16 protein-coding genes are annotated in these 16,636 nt (G+C 71.3%); 12 read left to right on the top strand and 4 right to left on the bottom strand.

Annotation, left to right across the window (positions count from 1 at the left end; all coding sequences use genetic code 11):
* Window positions 1-111: 111 nt before the first annotated feature.
* The 3 genes from AB0E77_RS09555 to AB0E77_RS09565 all read left to right on the top strand — a co-directional run bounded on the left by AB0E77_RS09555 (window position 112) and on the right by AB0E77_RS09565 (window position 2,692).
* Window positions 112-1,689 (top strand): alpha/beta hydrolase, encoded by a 1,578-nt coding sequence (locus AB0E77_RS09555; RefSeq protein WP_361567959.1) that lies wholly within the window; start codon window positions 112-114, stop codon window positions 1,687-1,689.
* 80 nt (window positions 1,690-1,769) lie between these two features.
* Entirely contained in the window at window positions 1,770-2,168 is a 399-nt protein-coding gene (locus tag AB0E77_RS09560; protein ID WP_361567962.1) for a RidA family protein, read from the top strand.
* Complete coding sequence (locus AB0E77_RS09565; RefSeq protein WP_361567965.1) at window positions 2,165-2,692, top strand: GNAT family N-acetyltransferase; 528 nt, start codon at window positions 2,165-2,167, stop codon at window positions 2,690-2,692. The genes AB0E77_RS09560 and AB0E77_RS09565 overlap by 4 nt, the downstream gene beginning before the upstream one ends.
* A 55-nt stretch (window positions 2,693-2,747) precedes the next feature.
* Here the strand turns inward: AB0E77_RS09565 and AB0E77_RS09570 are convergent, their stop codons facing one another.
* Window positions 2,748-3,341 (bottom strand): adenylosuccinate lyase, encoded by a 594-nt coding sequence (locus AB0E77_RS09570; RefSeq protein ID WP_361567967.1) that lies wholly within the window; start codon window positions 3,339-3,341, stop codon window positions 2,748-2,750.
* A 374-nt stretch (window positions 3,342-3,715) separates the two neighbouring features.
* On the opposite strand from AB0E77_RS09570, the gene AB0E77_RS09575 reads away from it, so the two are divergent.
* The 9 genes from AB0E77_RS09575 to pssA all read left to right on the top strand — a co-directional run bounded on the left by AB0E77_RS09575 (window position 3,716) and on the right by pssA (window position 14,571).
* Window positions 3,716-5,521, top strand: coding sequence for a 3-hydroxybutyryl-CoA dehydrogenase (locus tag AB0E77_RS09575; RefSeq protein WP_361567970.1), 1,806 nt, complete (start codon window positions 3,716-3,718; stop codon window positions 5,519-5,521).
* A 139-nt stretch (window positions 5,522-5,660) separates the two neighbouring features.
* The gene (locus AB0E77_RS09580; RefSeq protein ID WP_361567973.1) at window positions 5,661-6,470 is read left to right on the top strand and encodes a TetR family transcriptional regulator; all 810 of its coding nucleotides are present in this window, start codon (window positions 5,661-5,663) and stop codon (window positions 6,468-6,470) included.
* A gap of 347 nt (window positions 6,471-6,817) precedes the next feature.
* Entirely contained in the window at window positions 6,818-8,161 is a 1,344-nt protein-coding gene (ccrA, locus tag AB0E77_RS09585) for a crotonyl-CoA carboxylase/reductase (protein WP_361567976.1), read from the top strand.
* A gap of 10 nt (window positions 8,162-8,171) precedes the next feature.
* Complete coding sequence (locus tag AB0E77_RS09590) at window positions 8,172-10,220, top strand: protein meaA (protein WP_361567979.1); 2,049 nt, start codon at window positions 8,172-8,174, stop codon at window positions 10,218-10,220.
* The gene (locus AB0E77_RS09595; RefSeq protein ID WP_361567982.1) at window positions 10,217-11,179 is read left to right on the top strand and encodes a CoA ester lyase; all 963 of its coding nucleotides are present in this window, start codon (window positions 10,217-10,219) and stop codon (window positions 11,177-11,179) included. Before AB0E77_RS09590 ends, AB0E77_RS09595 begins: the two co-directional genes overlap by 4 nt.
* A 5-nt stretch (window positions 11,180-11,184) precedes the next feature.
* Window positions 11,185-11,697, top strand: coding sequence for a MaoC family dehydratase (locus tag AB0E77_RS09600; RefSeq protein WP_043377938.1), 513 nt, complete (start codon window positions 11,185-11,187; stop codon window positions 11,695-11,697).
* Complete coding sequence (locus tag AB0E77_RS09605; protein ID WP_361567985.1) at window positions 11,698-12,903, top strand: acyl-CoA dehydrogenase family protein; 1,206 nt, start codon at window positions 11,698-11,700, stop codon at window positions 12,901-12,903.
* 170 nt (window positions 12,904-13,073) lie between these two features.
* Window positions 13,074-13,730 (top strand): phosphatidylserine decarboxylase, encoded by a 657-nt coding sequence (locus AB0E77_RS09610; protein ID WP_361567988.1) that lies wholly within the window; start codon window positions 13,074-13,076, stop codon window positions 13,728-13,730.
* A 22-nt stretch (window positions 13,731-13,752) separates the two neighbouring features.
* Window positions 13,753-14,571 (top strand): CDP-diacylglycerol--serine O-phosphatidyltransferase, encoded by an 819-nt coding sequence (pssA, locus tag AB0E77_RS09615; protein ID WP_077799326.1) that lies wholly within the window; start codon window positions 13,753-13,755, stop codon window positions 14,569-14,571.
* 98 nt (window positions 14,572-14,669) lie between these two features.
* On the opposite strand, the gene AB0E77_RS09620 is transcribed toward pssA, so the two are convergent.
* The 3 genes from AB0E77_RS09620 to AB0E77_RS09630 form a co-directional block, all read right to left on the bottom strand.
* On the bottom strand, window positions 14,670-14,882 hold the full coding sequence (locus AB0E77_RS09620; protein WP_361567991.1) for a hypothetical protein: 213 nt from the start codon (window positions 14,880-14,882) through the stop codon (window positions 14,670-14,672).
* 30 nt (window positions 14,883-14,912) lie between these two features.
* Window positions 14,913-15,302, bottom strand: coding sequence for a hypothetical protein (locus AB0E77_RS09625; RefSeq protein ID WP_361567994.1), 390 nt, complete (start codon window positions 15,300-15,302; stop codon window positions 14,913-14,915).
* A gap of 143 nt (window positions 15,303-15,445) precedes the next feature.
* Entirely contained in the window at window positions 15,446-16,582 is a 1,137-nt protein-coding gene (locus tag AB0E77_RS09630; RefSeq protein WP_361568242.1) for a glycerate kinase, read from the bottom strand.
* Window positions 16,583-16,636 lie beyond the last annotated feature (54 nt).

Consider the following 16,636-nt stretch of genomic DNA (forward strand, 5'->3'; position numbering starts at 1 on the left):
CCCGATCGGGTCATCTCCGGGCGGAACGCGTTCCTCCGGGGGCGCTTCCCGGGACGATGCGCGAGGACCGTGAGCCTCGCGGACCGCAGCCTCTCCGTCCCGGGAGATCCCATGAGACAACGCGCAGCCGTGCTGTGCGGCACCGCCGTCCTCGCGGCCGGTGCCGTCACGGCCGTCCCCGCCGAGGCCGGCGCCCCGCTGCCCGCGGACGCTCCGCGCCCCGCCGGGATCGGCTGGAAGGCGTGCGGCACGGCGGACTACCCGACCCTCCAGTGCGCGTCGCTCACGGTGCCGCTCGACCACGGCCGTCCGGACGGCAGGCGCATCACCCTGGCGCTGTCCCGCGTCCCGCACACGGCGAAGACCTACCAGGGCCCGCTGCTGGTCAACCCCGGCGGACCCGGCGGCAGCGGGCTGACGCTCGCCGGGTTCGTGGCGTCGTCGCTGCCCAGGAAGGTGGCCGCCCAGTATGACGTGATCGGCTTCGACCCGAGGGGCGTCGGCAGGAGCGAGCCCGCCCTGGACTGCCGGCCGGGTCACTTCGCCCCGGTGCGCCCCGACACAGTGCCCTCCTCACCCGCTGTCGAACAGGCCAACCTCACCCGCGCCAAGTCCTTCGCCGAGGCCTGCGGCGCGAAGTACGCGGACGTCCTGCCCCACATGGACACGGTCAGCGCCGCGCGGGACGTCGACGCCGTCCGCCGGGCGCTCGGCGCGGAGAAGATCAACTACTTCGGCTACTCCTACGGCACCTACCTGGGCGCCGTCTACGCCAAGCTGTTCCCGGAACGGGTGCGGCGCCTGGTCCTGGACTCGGTCGTCGACCCGACCGACGTCTGGTACCGGGCCAACCTCAACCAGGACCTCGCCTTCGACGACCGCCACCGCGCCTTCACGGCCTGGATCGCGAAGTACGACGCGACGTACCGGCTGGGCACCGACCCGGAGCGGATCGAGGCCGCGTGGTACGCGATGCGGGCGGCGCTCGCGAAGAAGCCGGCCGGAGGCGTGGTGGGCCCCGCGGAACTGGAGGACACCTTCCTGCCGGGCGGCTACTACAACGGCTACTGGCCCTACCTGGCGGACGCGTTCGCGGCGTACGTGAACGACGGGAACGCCGCCCCGCTCGTCGAGGCGTACGAGAACTTCGGCGCCCTGGACGCCGCCGGCGACAACGGCTACAGCGTCTACACCTCGGTGCAGTGCCGCGACGCCGGCTGGCCGCGCGACTGGGACCGGTGGCGCGAGGACAACTGGGGCACGCACGCGAAGGCGCCGTTCATGGCCTGGAACAACGCCTGGTACAACGCGCCGTGCGCCTTCTGGCCGGCGGCCCCGCGGCAGGCGGTGGACGTCGCCAACCGGCGGCTGCCGCCCGCGCTGCTGTTCCAGGCGACGGGGGACGCGGCCACCCCGTACGAGGGCGGCGTCACGGTGCACCGGCTGCTGCGAGACTCCAGCCTGGTCGTCGAGGTGGGCGGCGGCAACCACGGCATCACGCTGAGCGGGAACGCCTGCCTCGACCGGTATCTGGCCGCCTACCTGACCGACGGCACCGTGCCGCGCGGCGAGGGCGCGGCCGACGCCGTGTGCGCGACGCTGCCCGATCCACGGCCGCTGGAGTCCAAGGCCGCGTCGACGTCCTCGCGCGGCTCCACCTTGCACGGCCTGCTCGGCTTCCGGGGCTGAGCGCGGCCCTGCCCGAGGGCCCAGGGGGCGCCTGACGGGCCGTCGGGGACGTTGTCGGTGCCATGGTCCACCATGGGGGCATGAACGAGCTGACCAGGATCGCCGCTCCCGACGGCGTCGCGCCCGCCGCGCAGTACAGCCATGTCGTCCTCGGCACGGGGCGGTTCGTGGCCGTCTCCGGCCAGCTCGCGCTGGACGAGGACGGCCGGATCGTCGGCGAGGGCGACGCGGCGGCCCAGGCCCGCCAGGTCTTCGAGAATCTGCGGCGCTGTCTGTCCGCGGCCGGCGCGAGCTTCGACGACGTGGTCAAGCTGACCTTCTTCGTCACGGACATGGCGCACCTGCCGGCGATCCGCGCGGCCCGCGCCGCGCACATACCCGACGACCGGCTGCCGGCCGCCTCGGCCGTACAGGTCGCCTCGCTGGTGCGGCCGGAGTTCCTGATGGAGATCGAGGCGTTCGCGGTCGTCGCCCCGTGAGCGGGCCGCGCGTGCGGGAGATGACGTCCGCCGACTGCGACCGCGTGTCCGAGATCCGCATCCGGGGCTGGCAGTCGGCGTACCGGGGGCTGATGCCGCAGTCGTATCTCGACGGTCTCAATGTCGCCGAGGACGCCGAGCGGCGCCGCGCCCTCTTCGCCCGCGCCCCGGCCGAACTGGTGAACCTGGTCGCGGAGGACGACACCGGCACGGTCGTCGGCTGGGCCTGTCACGGCCCGTACCGGGACGGTGAACTGCGCACCGGGGAGGCCGAGTTGTACGCGCTCTATGTCGACGCCGGGCGTTTCGGCGGCGGCATCGGACAGGCCCTGCTCGGCGAGTCGGTGCGGCGGTGCGCCGCCGCCGGACACCCGCGGATGCTGCTGTGGGTGCTCGAGGGCAACGCCCGCGCCCGCGGGTTCTACGAGCGGGCGGGCTTCCGCGCCGACGGCGCCGTGGAGTCGTCCGACGTGGACGGCGTCCCGGTGCCCGAGGTGCGCTACGCGAGACCCCTCACCGGCTGACGGCGCGCCCCTGGACCACCGCCGCGCCACCGGGTCCCCACGCCCGCCGGGCCGCTCACCGCTGTCCGGGGATCCGGGCCAGTGCCCGTACCGCGGCCTCGGCCAGTGCCGGGTGCGCGAGGGCGTCCTTCAGCACGGGCGCGGCCCGTTCGTCACCGAGCGAGCCGAGCCCGTCGACGCAGGCGAGGGCCACGCGCCGGTACGGGTCGTGCGGGCGCAGCCGGCGCCCCAGGGTGGTGATCAGCGCGGGCACCGCCTCCGGGGCGCGCAGCTCGACCAGCAGGCGCACCGGGTGCAGGGCGTAGGCGACGCGCAGTTCGTTGGTGGCGAGGGCGGCGGCGGCCCGGGCGGTGCGCGGGTCGCCGAGCCGGGCGAGGGCGTGGGCGGCCGCGGCGCAGCGCGGCGGGTCACGGTGGTTGAGGAGCAGCACCAGCGCCTCGAAGGCCCGCCGGTCCCCCGCCAGTCCCAGCCGGAACGCGGCCAGCTCGCGGGCCCACAGCGGCTGCCCGGGCTCGGTGAGCTGCGCGGCCAGCGCGTCGTGGTCCCCGGTCGCCGCGAGCCTCTCGCACTCCGTCACGGCGCCCGGAGCCCCGGAGGCGGCCGCCTCGGCCCGTAAGCGCTCCGTGAGCGTTCGCAACTCTTCGTCCATGACACCGAGGTTAGGCGCGTCACACGCCGTGTGGGAGCTACATCACGAACACCGGGGGCTGGCGCGCTCGTTACCCGCGAGTTAATCTCAGACGAGCGGGTCACCCACCCGCAGCACTCCTCACGACGGTTTGGTGACGCAGCCGCCGTGGGAGCAGATCGACCGTGACGGTGCCCAGGCACCGCAGTGCGATCCGGCCTCGGGACAGGGCCGGTCGGACCCCGCCGCCGCGGGCGTGTGCACGCCCGGCGGACGGCACCGGGCGTGTGCGCTCGCAGCCCGGCAACACCCGCACTCCTCCCTCCGTACGCCCCCGGTGTGCCTTCCGGCGCACCCGGGCGTTCCGTCGTCACCCTCATTCCTGGAGTCCCGCGATGGCCACTCCCCAGTCCGACACCCCTCTGTCCCCGCTCCGCACCGTCGCCGTCGTCGGCCTCGGCACGATGGGCACCGGCATCGCCGAGGTCCTGGCCCGGGCCGGCCGTGACGTGATCGGCATCGACGTCGGCGAGGCGCAGACCGCGCAGGCCGTCGCCGCGCTGGAGGCGTCCACCGCCCGCGCCGTGCGGCGCGGACGCCTGACCGAGCAGGAGCGCGCCGCCGCTCTCGCCCGGGTCCGTACCGCCACCGAGCTGCGGGCCGCGGCCGACGCCGACCTCGTGATCGAGGTCGCGCCGGAGTCGTACGAGATCAAGCAGCAGATCTTCCGGGAGCTGGACGGGATCGTGCGCCCCGACACGATCCTGGCGACCGGCACCAACGCCCTGTCGGTGACCCGGCTGGCCGCGGACTCGGCCCGTCCCGAGCGCGTGCTGGGCCTGCACTTCTTCAACCCTGCGCCGGCGATGAAGCTGGTGGAGGTCGTCTCCTCCGTGCTGACCGCGCCGGCCGCCGTCTCGGCGGTCACCGATCTCACCCTGGACCTCGGCAAGGAGCCCGTCGCGGTGGGCGACCGGCCCGGTTTCGTCGCCGACGGGCTGCTGTTCGGGTACCTCAACCAGGCAGCGGCGATGTACGAGGCGAACTACGCCTCCCGCGAGGACATCGACGCCGCGATGCGGCTCGGCTGCGGGCTGCCGATGGGCCCGCTGGCGCTGCTGGACCTGATCGGCGTGGACACCGCGCGCACGGTCCTGGACGCCATGTACTCGGCCTCCCACGACCGTCTGCACGCCCCTGCGCCCATCCTCAAGCAGCTCAGCGAGGCCGGACTGACGGGCCGCAAGGCGGGGCGCGGCTTCTACACCTACGAGGCGCCCGGCAGCGCGACCGTGGTGCCGGACGCCCTGACACCGCGCGCGGACGAGGCTCCGGCCGCCGGCCGTCCGGTGCGCTCCGTCGGTGTCGCGGGCTCGGGCACCATGGCCTCCGGCATCGCGGAGGTGTTCGCCAAGGCCGGGTACGAGGTCGTCCTCGCCGCCCGCAGCGCGGAGAAGGCGCAGACGGCCAAGGCCCGCATCGGCAAGTCGCTGTCGCGCAGCGTCGACAAGGGCAGGCTCACCGCCGAGGCCGCCGCCGAGACGCTGGAGCGGATCACGCCGACGGGGACGTACGACGACTTCGCCGACGTCGACCTCGCCGTGGAGGCCGTCGCGGAGGACCTGGAGGTCAAGCGGCAGCTGTTCGCCGCCCTCGACAAGGTCTGCAGGCCCGGCGCGGTGCTGGCCACCACCACTTCGTCGCTGCCCGTCGTCGCCTGCGCCCGCGCCACCTCGCGCCCGCAGGACGTGATCGGCATGCACTTCTTCAACCCGGCGCCCGCCATGAAGCTGGTGGAGGTGGTCCGCACGGTGCTGACCGCGGACGATGTGCACGCCACCGTCCGCGAGGTCTGCTCCACGATCCGCAAGCACGCCGTGGACTGCGGCGACCGGGCCGGGTTCATCGTGAACGCGCTGCTGTTCCCGTACCTGAACAACGCGGTCAAGATGGTGCAGGAGCACTACGCGACGCTCGACGACATCGACGCGGCGATGAAGCTGGGCGGCGGCTATCCGATGGGCCCCTTCGAGCTGCTGGACGTGGTGGGGCTGGACGTGTCGCTGGCCATCGAGAAGGTGCTGCACCGCGAGTTCCGCGACCCGGGGCTGGCCCCGGCGCCGCTGCTCGAGCACCTGGTGGCCGCGGGCTGCCTCGGCCGCAAGACGGGCCGCGGCTTCCGCGAATATGCCCGCCGCTGAGCCCGGCCCCGGCGACTGGTTCCGGTCCGAGGAGGACTGGGGCGGACTGCTCGATCCGGCAGGGTCTCCCCCGCCCTTCGCGGGCGGGGGAATCCCCGGTCACGCGCATCGTTCCGCGCACATGCAGTACGTTCGGGTCATGTCCCAGCCCGCCAAGTCCTCACGTACACCAGCTACGCCCGACGCGCCGGAGAGCGCGGCCGGCAGCCGGGCCGCCGCCCAACGGCTCAAAATGCGCCGGGAGCTGGCGGCCGCGGCCATGGAGCTGTTCGCGACCAAGGGGTACGAGGCGACCACCGTCGACGAGATCGCGGCCGCGGCCGGCGTCGCGCGCCGCACCTTCTTCCGTCACTTCCGCTCCAAGGAAGAGGCGATCTTCCCGGACCACGACGACACCCTGGTCCGCGCCGAGGCCGTGCTCAACGCGGCGCCCGCGCACGAGCATCCGCTGGACACCGTGTGCCGCGGCATCAAGGAAGTCATGAAGATGTACGCGGCCCGGCCGGAGATCTCGGTCGCCCGCTACAAGCTCACGCGCGAGGTGCCCACCCTGCGCGAGGCCGAGATCGCGTCGGTGGCCCGCTACGAGCGCCTCTTCACCCGCTATCTGCTCGGCCACTTCGACGAGCACGCGCACGACGACGACGCCAACGACGACCCGCTGCTGGCGGAGGTCGCCGCGTCCGCCGTGGTCACCGCCCACAACCACGTCCTGCGGCGCTGGCTGCGGGCGGGCGGCCAGGGCGACGTGGAGGCGCAGCTCGACCACGCCTTCGCGATCGTGCGCAAGACGTTCGGCACGGGCATCGGCGCCGGGCGCGGCGCGGCGTCCTCGGCGCCGGCCTCCGCGGCGTCCGTGGAGGGCGAGGTGCTGGTGACGGTCGCCCGCACCGACGCCCCGCTGCACGAGATCATGCGCACCATCGAGCAGGCGCTCAAGGAGCGCTGAGACCGAGCGCCGGGACCTGCTCTTACCGTTTCCCCCTGTGACAACGGCCACCCACCGGGTGGCCGTTTTTGCACGTCAACGCCCCTTTTTCACCCCGCACAGGACCCCATTCGATCGATCATCGCTCATATGTTGCGTAAAGATTTCATCTGAGTGGAGTTTCTGGCACTCAGTGCCTTGCGGGGTGACACGCGGTGTCATACGTTGAAGGTGTCCGGGCTGTCCCCGCACTCATCCCCTGCGCGCCCGGCGCCTGCGTCACAGGCACTTTCACCCCCATCCCTCTGCAGCACCGACGTAACCCTCAGCGCCCCTCCCTCAGGGCGCTCACCGCCGGAGGCAACACCGTGACCGTGAAGGACATCCTGGACGCGATCCAGTCGCCCGAATCCACGTCGGCCGACATCGCGGCACTGCCGCTCCCCGAGTCGTACCGCGCGATCACCGTGCACAAGGACGAGACCGAGATGTTCGCGGGCATGGAGACCCGCGCCAAGGACCCGCGCAAGTCGATCCACCTCGACGAGGTGCCGCTGCCCGAGCTGGGCCCCGGTGAGGCCCTGGTGGCCGTGATGGCCTCCTCGGTCAACTACAACTCGGTGTGGACCTCGATCTTCGAGCCGCTGTCCACGTTCGGCTTCCTCGAGCGCTACGGCCGCACCAGCGAGCTGGCCAAGCGCCACGACCTGCCCTACCACATCATCGGCTCCGACCTGGCCGGCGTCGTCCTGCGCACCGGCCCGGGCGTCAACGCCTGGCAGCCCGGCGACGAGGTCGTCGCGCACTGCCTCTCCGTCGAGCTGGAGTCGTCCGACGGCCACAACGACACGATGCTCGACCCCGAGCAGCGCATCTGGGGCTTCGAGACCAACTTCGGCGGCCTGGCAGAGATCGCGCTTGTCAAGTCCAACCAGCTGATGCCCAAGCCGGGCCACCTCAGCTGGGAGGAGGCCGCGGCCCCGGGCCTGGTCAACTCCACCGCGTACCGCCAGTTGGTCTCCCGCAACGGCGCCGGCATGAAGCAGGGCGACAACGTGCTCATCTGGGGCGCCAGCGGCGGCCTCGGCTCCTACGCCACCCAGTTCGCCCTCGCCGGCGGCGCCAACCCGATCTGCGTCGTCTCCAGCGAGCAGAAGGCCGACATCTGCCGGTCGATGGGCGCCGACGCGATCATCGACCGCAACGCCGAGGGCTACAAGTTCTGGAAGGACGAGCACACCCAGGACCCCAAGGAGTGGAAGCGCTTCGGCAAGCGCATCCGCGAGCTGACCGGCGGCGAGGACATCGACATCGTCTTCGAGCACCCCGGCCGCGAGACCTTCGGCGCCTCGGTCTTCGTCACCCGCAAGGGCGGCACCATCACCACCTGCGCCTCCACCTCGGGCTACATGCACGAGTACGACAACCGCTACCTGTGGATGTCCCTGAAGCGCATCATCGGCTCCCACTTCGCCAACTACCGCGAGGCCTGGGAGGCCAACCGCCTCATCGCGAAGGGCAAGATCCACCCGACGCTCTCGAAGGTGTACTCGCTGGAGGACACCGGCCAGGCGGCGTACGACGTGCACCGCAACCTCCACCAGGGCAAGGTCGGCGTACTGTGCCTGGCCCCCGAGGAGGGCCTGGGCGTGCGCGACGAGGAGAAGCGCGCGCAGCACATCGACGCCATCAACCGCTTCCGGAACATCTGAGGAGCGCCGCATGACTGAGCGTCAGCCCGCCGGCGGAAGGCGGGAGAAGGACCGGCCGTGGCTCATGCGCACGTACGCCGGTCACTCCACGGCCGAGGCGTCCAACGAGCTGTACCGGCGCAACCTCGCCAAGGGGCAGACGGGTCTGTCGGTCGCCTTCGACCTGCCGACCCAGACCGGCTACGACTCCGACCACATCCTCGCCCGCGGCGAGGTGGGCCGGGTCGGTGTGCCCGTCGCGCACCTCGGCGACATGCGCCGGCTGTTCCAGGACATCCCCCTGGAGCAGATGAACACCTCGATGACCATCAACGCCACCGCCATGTGGCTGCTGGCGCTCTACCAGGTCGTCGCGGAGGAGCAGGGTGCGGACATCACCAAGCTCCAGGGCACGACCCAGAACGACATCGTCAAGGAGTACCTGTCCCGGGGGACGCACGTCTTCCCGCCGGGGCCGTCCCTCCGCCTGACGACGGACATGATCGCGTACACGGTCTCGCACATCCCGAAGTGGAACCCGATCAACATCTGCAGCTACCACCTGCAGGAGGCGGGCGCCACGCCGGTGCAGGAGATCGCGTACGCGATGTCCACCGCGATCGCCGTGCTCGACGCGGTGCGCGACAGCGGCCAGGTGCCCCAGGAGCGCATGGGTGACGTGGTCGGCCGCATCTCCTTCTTCGTGAACGCGGGCGTCCGCTTCGTCGAGGAGATGTGCAAGATGCGGGCCTTCGGGCGGATCTGGGACCGCATCACCCGTGAGCGGTACGGCATCGAGAACCCCAAGCACCGCCGCTTCCGCTACGGCGTCCAGGTCAACTCCCTCGGACTGACCGAGGCGCAGCCGGAGAACAACGTCCAGCGGATCGTCCTCGAGATGCTGGCCGTCACCCTCTCCAAGGACGCCCGCGCCCGCGCCGTGCAGCTGCCCGCCTGGAACGAGGCGCTCGGCCTGCCCCGCCCCTGGGACCAGCAGTGGTCCCTGCGCATCCAGCAGGTGCTGGCCTACGAGAGCGACCTGCTGGAGTACGGCGACCTCTTCGAGGGCTCGAAGGTGGTCGAGGCGAAGGTGGACGAGCTGGTCGCCGCGTCCCTCGCGGAGATCGAGCGCATCCAGGAGATGGGCGGCGCGATGGCCGCCGTCGAGTCCGGCTACCTCAAGTCCCAGCTCGTCGCCTCGCACGCCGAGCGCCGGGCCCGGATCGAGTCCGGCGAGGAGAAGATCATCGGTGTCAACGCCTTCGAGGGCACCGAGCCGAACCCGCTGACCGCCGACCTGGACACCGCGATCCAGACCGTCGACCCGGCGGTGGAGGCCCGCGTCATCGCCTCGCTCCAGCACTGGCGCGACACCCGGTACCAGCCGCCCTTCAACCACCCGCGCCCCTGCAAGGCGCTGGAGAAGCTGAAGGAGGCCGCCAAGGGCACCGACAACCTCATGGAGGCCACCCTCGAGTGCGCCCGCGCCGGCGTCACGACGGGCGAGTGGGCCGGGGCGCTGCGCGAGGTGTTCGGCGAGTTCCGCGCGCCGACCGGCGTGTCGTCGGCGCCGGTGGCGGTCTCCGCCGAGGAGGGCTCGGCGCTCGCCACGGTCCGCCGCAAGGTGGAACTGACGGCCGGGGAGATGGGCGTCGGCAAGCTCCGCTTCCTGGTCGGCAAGCCCGGCCTGGACGGCCACTCCAACGGCGCCGAGCAGATCGCCGTGCGGGCCCGCGACGCCGGGTTCGAGGTGGTCTACCAGGGCATCCGGCTCACCCCGGAGCAGATCGTGGACGCCGCCCTCGCGGAGGACGTGCACGCGGTGGGCCTGTCCATCCTGTCCGGCTCGCACGCGCAGCTCGTGCCGGACGTGCTCGAACGGCTCCGTGTGGCCGGTGCCACAGATATACCGGTGATCGCCGGTGGCATCATCCCCAACGGTGACGCCGAAGACCTGCGGGCCGCCGGTGTGGCCGCGGTCTTCACCCCGAAGGACTTCGACATCACCGGCATCATCGGCCGGATCGTCGACGAGATCCGGAACGCGAACAAGCTCGACCCCCTGGAGGTCCCCGCATGACGACCGTGAACCGCCTTCGCCCCCGCCGCTCGTGTCTGGCGGTCCCGGGAAGCAACCCGCGCTTCCTGGAGAAGGCGCAGGGCCTCCCGGCGGACCAGGTCTTCCTGGACCTGGAGGACGCCTGCGCGCCGCTCGCCAAGCCGGAGGCACGGCACACCATCGTCAAGTTCCTCAACGAGGGCGACTGGACCGGCAAGACCCGCGTCGTGCGCGTCAACGACTGGACGACCGAGTGGACGTACCGCGACGTCGTGACGGTCGTCGAGGGCGCCGGCCAGAACCTCGACTGCATCATGCTGCCGAAGGTCCAGGACGCGCAGCAGGTCGTCGCGCTGGACCTGCTGCTCACGCAGATCGAGAAGACCATGGGCTTCGAGGTCGGCAAGATCGGCATCGAGGCGCAGATCGAGAACGCCCAGGGCCTCAACAACGTCAACGAGATCGCGCAGGCCTCCCAGCGGGTCGAGACGATCATCTTCGGCCCGGCCGACTTCATGGCGTCCATCAACATGAAGTCGCTGGTCGTCGGCGAGCAGCCGCCCGGCTACCCGGCGGACGCCTACCACTACATCCTGATGAAGATCCTGATGGCCGCCCGCGCCAACAACCTCCAGGCGATCGACGGCCCCTACCTCCAGATCCGCAACGTGGAGGGCTACCGCGCCGTCGCCCAGCGCGCCGCCGCCCTCGGCTTCGACGGCAAGTGGGTGCTGCACCCGGGCCAGGTCGAGGCGTCCAACGAGATCTTCTCGCCGTCGCAGGAGGACTACGACCACGCCGAGCTGATCCTGGACGCGTACGACTACTACACGTCCGAGGCGGGCGGCAAGAAGGGCTCGGCGATGCTCGGCGACGAGATGATCGACGAGGCCAGCCGCAAGATGGCCCTGGTCATCTCGGGCAAGGGCCGCGCCGCCGGCATGCAGCGCACCAGCAAGTTCGAGATCCCGGAGGGCTGAGCGCGATGCAGTTCGGACGCACCTACGAGGAGTTCGAGGTCGGGGCGACCTACAAGCACTGGCCCGGGAAGACGGTCACGGAGTACGACGACCACCTGTTCTGCCTCCTCACCATGAACCACCACCCGCTCCACATGGACACGAACTACGCCGAGAAGACGACGGACTTCGGCAAGAACGTGGTGGTCGGCAACTACGTCTACTCGCTCCTGCTCGGCATGTCGGTCCCCGACATCTCCGGCAAGGCGATCGCCAACCTGGAGATCGAGTCGCTCAAGCACGTGGCGCCGACCTTCCACGGCGACACCGTCTACGGCCAGACCACCGTGCTCGACAAGTGGCCCTCGAAGTCGAAGAACGACCGGGGCATCGTCCACGTCGAGACCAAGGGCTACAAGCAGGACGGCACGCTGGTCTGCGTCTTCCGCCGCAAGGTGATGGTGCCGACCGAGACGTACATCAAGGAGCGCGGCGGCGAGCAGCCGGGCCGCCCCGAGCTGAAGGAACAGGGGAAGTAGATGAGCCGCCTCGCCCAGACCCACGGTCTCACGGACGTGCAGACGGAGATCCTCTCCACCGTCCGTGACTTCGTGGACAAGGAGATCATCCCGGTCGCCACCGAACTGGAGCACCGGGACGAGTACCCGCAGGACATCGTCGACGGGCTGAAGGAACTGGGCCTGTTCGGCCTGATGATCCCGGAGGAGTACGGGGGCCTGGGCGAGTCGCTCCTCACCTACGCGCTGTGCGTGGAGGAGATCGCCCGCGGCTGGATGTCGGTGTCCGGCATCATCAACACGCACTTCATCGTGGCGTACATGCTGAAGCAGCACGGAACGCAGGAGCAGAAGGACCACTTCCTGCCCCGCATGGCCGCCGGCGACATCCGGGGCGCCTTCTCCATGTCGGAGCCGGCGCTCGGCTCGGACGTCTCCGCCATCTCCTCGAAGGCGGTGAAGGACGGCGACGAGTACGTCCTGAACGGCCAGAAGATGTGGCTGACGAACGGCGGCACGTCGTCGCTGGTGGCCGTTCTCGTCAGGAGTGACGAGGGTCACCCCGAGGGCACGGCGCCGCACAAGTCGATGACGACCTTCCTGGTGGAGAAGGAGCCCGGCTTCGGCGAGGTCCGGCCCGGCCTCACCATCCCCGGCAAGATCGACAAGATGGGCTACAAGGGCGTCGACACGACCGAGCTCATCATGGACGGCCTGCGCATTCCGGCCGACCGGGTGCTCGGCGGCGTCACCGGCCGAGGTTTTTACCAAATGATGGACGGCGTCGAGGTCGGCCGCGTGAATGTGGCGGCGCGTGGCTGCGGCGTCGCTCAGCGTGCCTTCGAGCTGGGTGTCCAGTACGCCCAGCAGCGTCACACTTTCGGCAAGCAGATCGCCCAGCACCAGGCCATCCAGTTCAAGCTGGCGGAGATGGCTACCAAGGTGGAGGCGGCGCATGCGATGATGGTGAACGCTGCACGCAAAAAGGACTCGGGCGAACGAAACGACCTGGAGGCGGGGATGGCCAAGTACCTCGCCTCCGAGTACTGCAAGGAGGTCGTGGAGGACGCCTTCCGGATCCACGGCGGGTACGGCTTCTCCAAGGAGTACGAGATCGAGCGGCTCTACCGCGAGGCTCCGATGCTTCTGATCGGTGAAGGCACCGCCGAGATCCAGAAAATGATCATCGGCCGCCGACTGCTCGAAGAGTATCGATTCCAGGGTTAGATGTCCGGATACGGGGTGTTTTCTTGGAGAAGAAGGTCACACCCCGTAGGCACTGTTCGGCCGCCGACTCGGCTTCCTGGCTTACCCAGTTGCGGTCGATAGCCGCTACGATCGCCGGAAAGCCGCCGTCCCCCGTCAGAGCGCGGCATCATCCGCTACGAAGGTCATCCATGCCCCACAGCCCAACCTCTGCACCTCGCGACAGCCTCGCCGGCGTACGCCTCGCGCGCGGAGCATCGCCGTGGCTTCTGCCGACCGTCGCCACCGCAGCCGTCAGCCTGCTCCGCGCCCGCCGCTCGGGCGCGGCCAAGGCCGTCGCCGTCCCCGCCACCGCGCTCGCGGCGGGGATGCTGTGGTTCTTCCGCGACCCCGAGCGCGAGATCACCCAGGGCCGGGTCATCTCGCCCGCCGACGGTGTGGTGCAGAGCATCATGCCGTGGAAGGACGGCCGCACCCGCGTCGCGATCTTCATGAGCCCGCTCAACGTCCACGTCAACCGCGCCCCGCTGTCGGGCACGGTGACCTCGGTCGAGCACATCCCCGGTGGCTTCGTTCCCGCCTTCAACAAGGAGAGCGAGAACAACGAGCGGGTGGTGTGGCACTTCGACACCGAGCTCGGTGACATCGAGATGATCCAGATCGCCGGCGCGGTGGCCCGCCGCATCGTCCCCTACGTGCCGCAGGGCACGAAGGTCGAGCAGGGCGACCGGGTCGGTCTGATCCGCTTCGGCTCGCGCGTCGACCTGTACCTGCCGGAGGGCGTGGAGGTCGCGGTCGAGGTGGGGCAGAAGACGGTGGCTGGGGTGACTCGCATTGACCGTGATTGATCCACAGACCCAGGCCGGCTGGGTGCCCGAGGCCGACGAGGTGGACGACGAGGAGGAGATGCCGCTCTCGCTGCGCCTCTCGATAGCGGACACCCTCACCCTCGGCAACGCCACGTGCGGGTTCATGGCGGTGTACTTCACCACCACCGGCATCCTGATCCCGCACCTGACGGGCAGCGAGGAGTCGGGCATGGCCCGGCACAGCGCGGCCACCGCGGTGATCCTGATGCTGTGCGCGGCGATCTTCGACCTGTTCGACGGTCTGGTCGCGCGCAAGCTGCGCTCCTCGCCCATGGGCGCCGAGCTGGACAACCTGTCCGACCTGATCAGCTTCGGGCTGGCGCCGGCGTACTTCGTGCTGGTCTACGGGATGGTCGCGCACGACGCGTATCAGCGGGTCGCGGCGGTGGGCGCGATCGTGGTGCTGCTGGCGGTGGTGCTGAGACTCGCGAGATTCTCCTGCGTCACCGTGAAGGACGGCACCTTCCAGGGCATGCCGTCGCCGTTCGGCGCGCTGACGGTGGTCTCCATCGTGCTGCTGGAGCTGCCCTTCGTGGCGACGCTCCTCGCGATCATCGGTACGGCCTGGCTGATGGTGAGCCGGGTCGAGTACCCCAAGCCGCGGGGGCGCCTCGCGGTGGCGATGCTGTCGTGGATCGTCCTGTCGATGGGCCTGCTGGCCGGCTGGGCGTTCGACGCGCCGAGCGGGCAGCTGCTGCTCCAGACGGGGTGTGCGCTGCAGCTGGTGATGGGCGCGGTGATCCCGCTGTTCGCCACCGCTCGCAGGGTGAACAACTTCCGCGGCAACCGGCGCGAGGCGCGGGCGGCGCAGTTGCCGTAGCGGCATTGCTTGTGAGGGCCCCGGACCCGGGTCGGGTCCGGGGCCCTCTGCTCAGGGGCTGTCTGACGATTCCCGGCTGCCGCGCGGCGCGGTGGGTGCTACTTCCAGACCGCGACCGGTTCGCTCCCGCCGCCTTCGACCCACTCGACGCCGGTCGGCGCGCCGCTGTCGCCGGCGTCGGTGAGGTGGATGTCGCAGGCCTCGTACGACTCGCCCTTCGGCGCCTTGCCGAACGCCTCGGAGTCGTGGTCGTCCGTGCACTTGTCGAAGGTCGCCGCCTCTTCGCAGGAGAGGTCGCCGTTCTCGTCCACGGGTGGGGCTCGGGAAGCCGGTCATGACGTTCAGCAGGGTGAGCCGGCCGCATGTCCGACGACGTGCGCAGCCTCGGCGAACTGCGGGGCCAAGGACTTGCTGCGGCGCGCCGCCGAACGGGCCGTCGACGCCGAGGACCGGCCGCTGCACGCCGCGAGCCTGTCCCGCCTCGCGACCGTGGAACACCTCGAGGGCAGGCTGCGCTCGGCGATCGACACGCACCGCCGGGCGCCGGCCGCGCTCACCCGGCACACGAGCGCGGGGCTGGAGATGGAGGTCCGTATCCGGCTGGGCAGCACCTGTGCGGCGGCGGGCCGCCGGGCCGAGGCGCGGCACGAGTACGTGACCGCGCTCTCCCTGCCGGGCGCCACCGACTTCCCCCGCCAGTTCGGCCGGGCGCGGGACGGGCTCAGCGGCATGGACCGAGCCCCGTCCGGTGCCGACGCCGGCGTGGACGCCCCCAGACCCCCGGGCCCGTGCCCACCCCCGCACCCGACTCGGTCGGGACGGAAGCGAGCCGCACACGGCCCGTCCGGGGTTCGAGGACGAGGCCCGTTCTGGCCTACGCCAGGAAGTCGCGGGCGATGCGCTCCGCGACCCGCTCCAGGATCGGGCCGGCCTCCGCGATGCACTTCGCCACGTCCGGCTCCACATCCGTCAGCGGATACGCCCGCCGGATCCCGGCCCTCCCCAGCGCCTCCGCCGGCAGCGCCAGCCGACCGCACACCGCGACGACCTCCTTGCCCGCGGCCCGGGCCGCCGCCGCGACGCCCGCCGGAGCCTTTCCGTGCAGGGTCTGCTCGTCCAGCGAGCCCTCCCCCGTGATCACGAGATCCGCCCGCTCCAGCGCCGGCGCGAAGCCCAGCACGTCCAGCATCACCTCGATGCCGGCCCGGAACCGCGCCCCGAGCAGCAGCGCGCCGTAGCCGATGCCGCCCGCCGCACCCGCGCCCGGCGAGGCCGCGTACTCGGCGGCCCGCGACCCCACGGTCTCCTCCAGCACCTTCGCGAAGTGCGCGAGGGCCGCGTCCAGCGCCTCCACGTCCTCGGGGGACGCGCCCTTCTGCGGGCCGTAGACGGCCGGGGCGCCCTTGGGGCCGGTCAGCGGGTTGTCGACGTCGCTCGCGAGCACCAGCTCGACGTCCTTCAGGCGCGGGTCCAGTCCCGACAGGTCGGCCGAGGCCACCTCGGCGAGAGCGCCGCCACCGGGCGCGACGGGCTCCCCGTCGCCGCGCAGGAACCGCGCGCCCAGCGCGGACAGCATGCCCGCGCCGCCGTCGGTGGTCGCGCTGCCGCCGACCCCGAACACGATCGTCCGCGCGCCCGCGTCCAGCGCGGCCCGCAGCAGCTCGCCCGAGCCGTACGTGGAGGCGGTCAGCGGGGCCAGTACACCGGCCGGCAGCCGCTGGAGCCCGCTCGCCTCGGCCATCTCCACGACCGCGGTGCCGTCGCGCAGCGCGAACGCCGCCGTCACCTCGTCACCGAGGGGCCCGGCGACCCGCACCTCCCGGCGTTCGAAGCCGGCCGCGACCGCCGCGGCCACGGTGCCGTCGCCGCCGTCGGCCACCGGCAGCGCCTCGGCCTCGACGTCCGGCACGACCCGGCGCAGACCGGCCGCGACCCGCTCGGCGACCTCGACGGCCGTCAGCGAACCCTTGAACTTGTCCGCGGCGACGAGCACCCGGCGGGCCCCGTCCACTGCAGCGTCAGCCACCTTGCTCTCCCCTTGCTGTTCGAGCCTTGCGCACGTCAA

The organism is Streptomyces sp. NPDC032940 (genome assembly GCF_040636935.1).
In the GTDB taxonomy this organism is placed as follows: Bacteria; Actinomycetota; Actinomycetes; order Streptomycetales; family Streptomycetaceae; genus Streptomyces.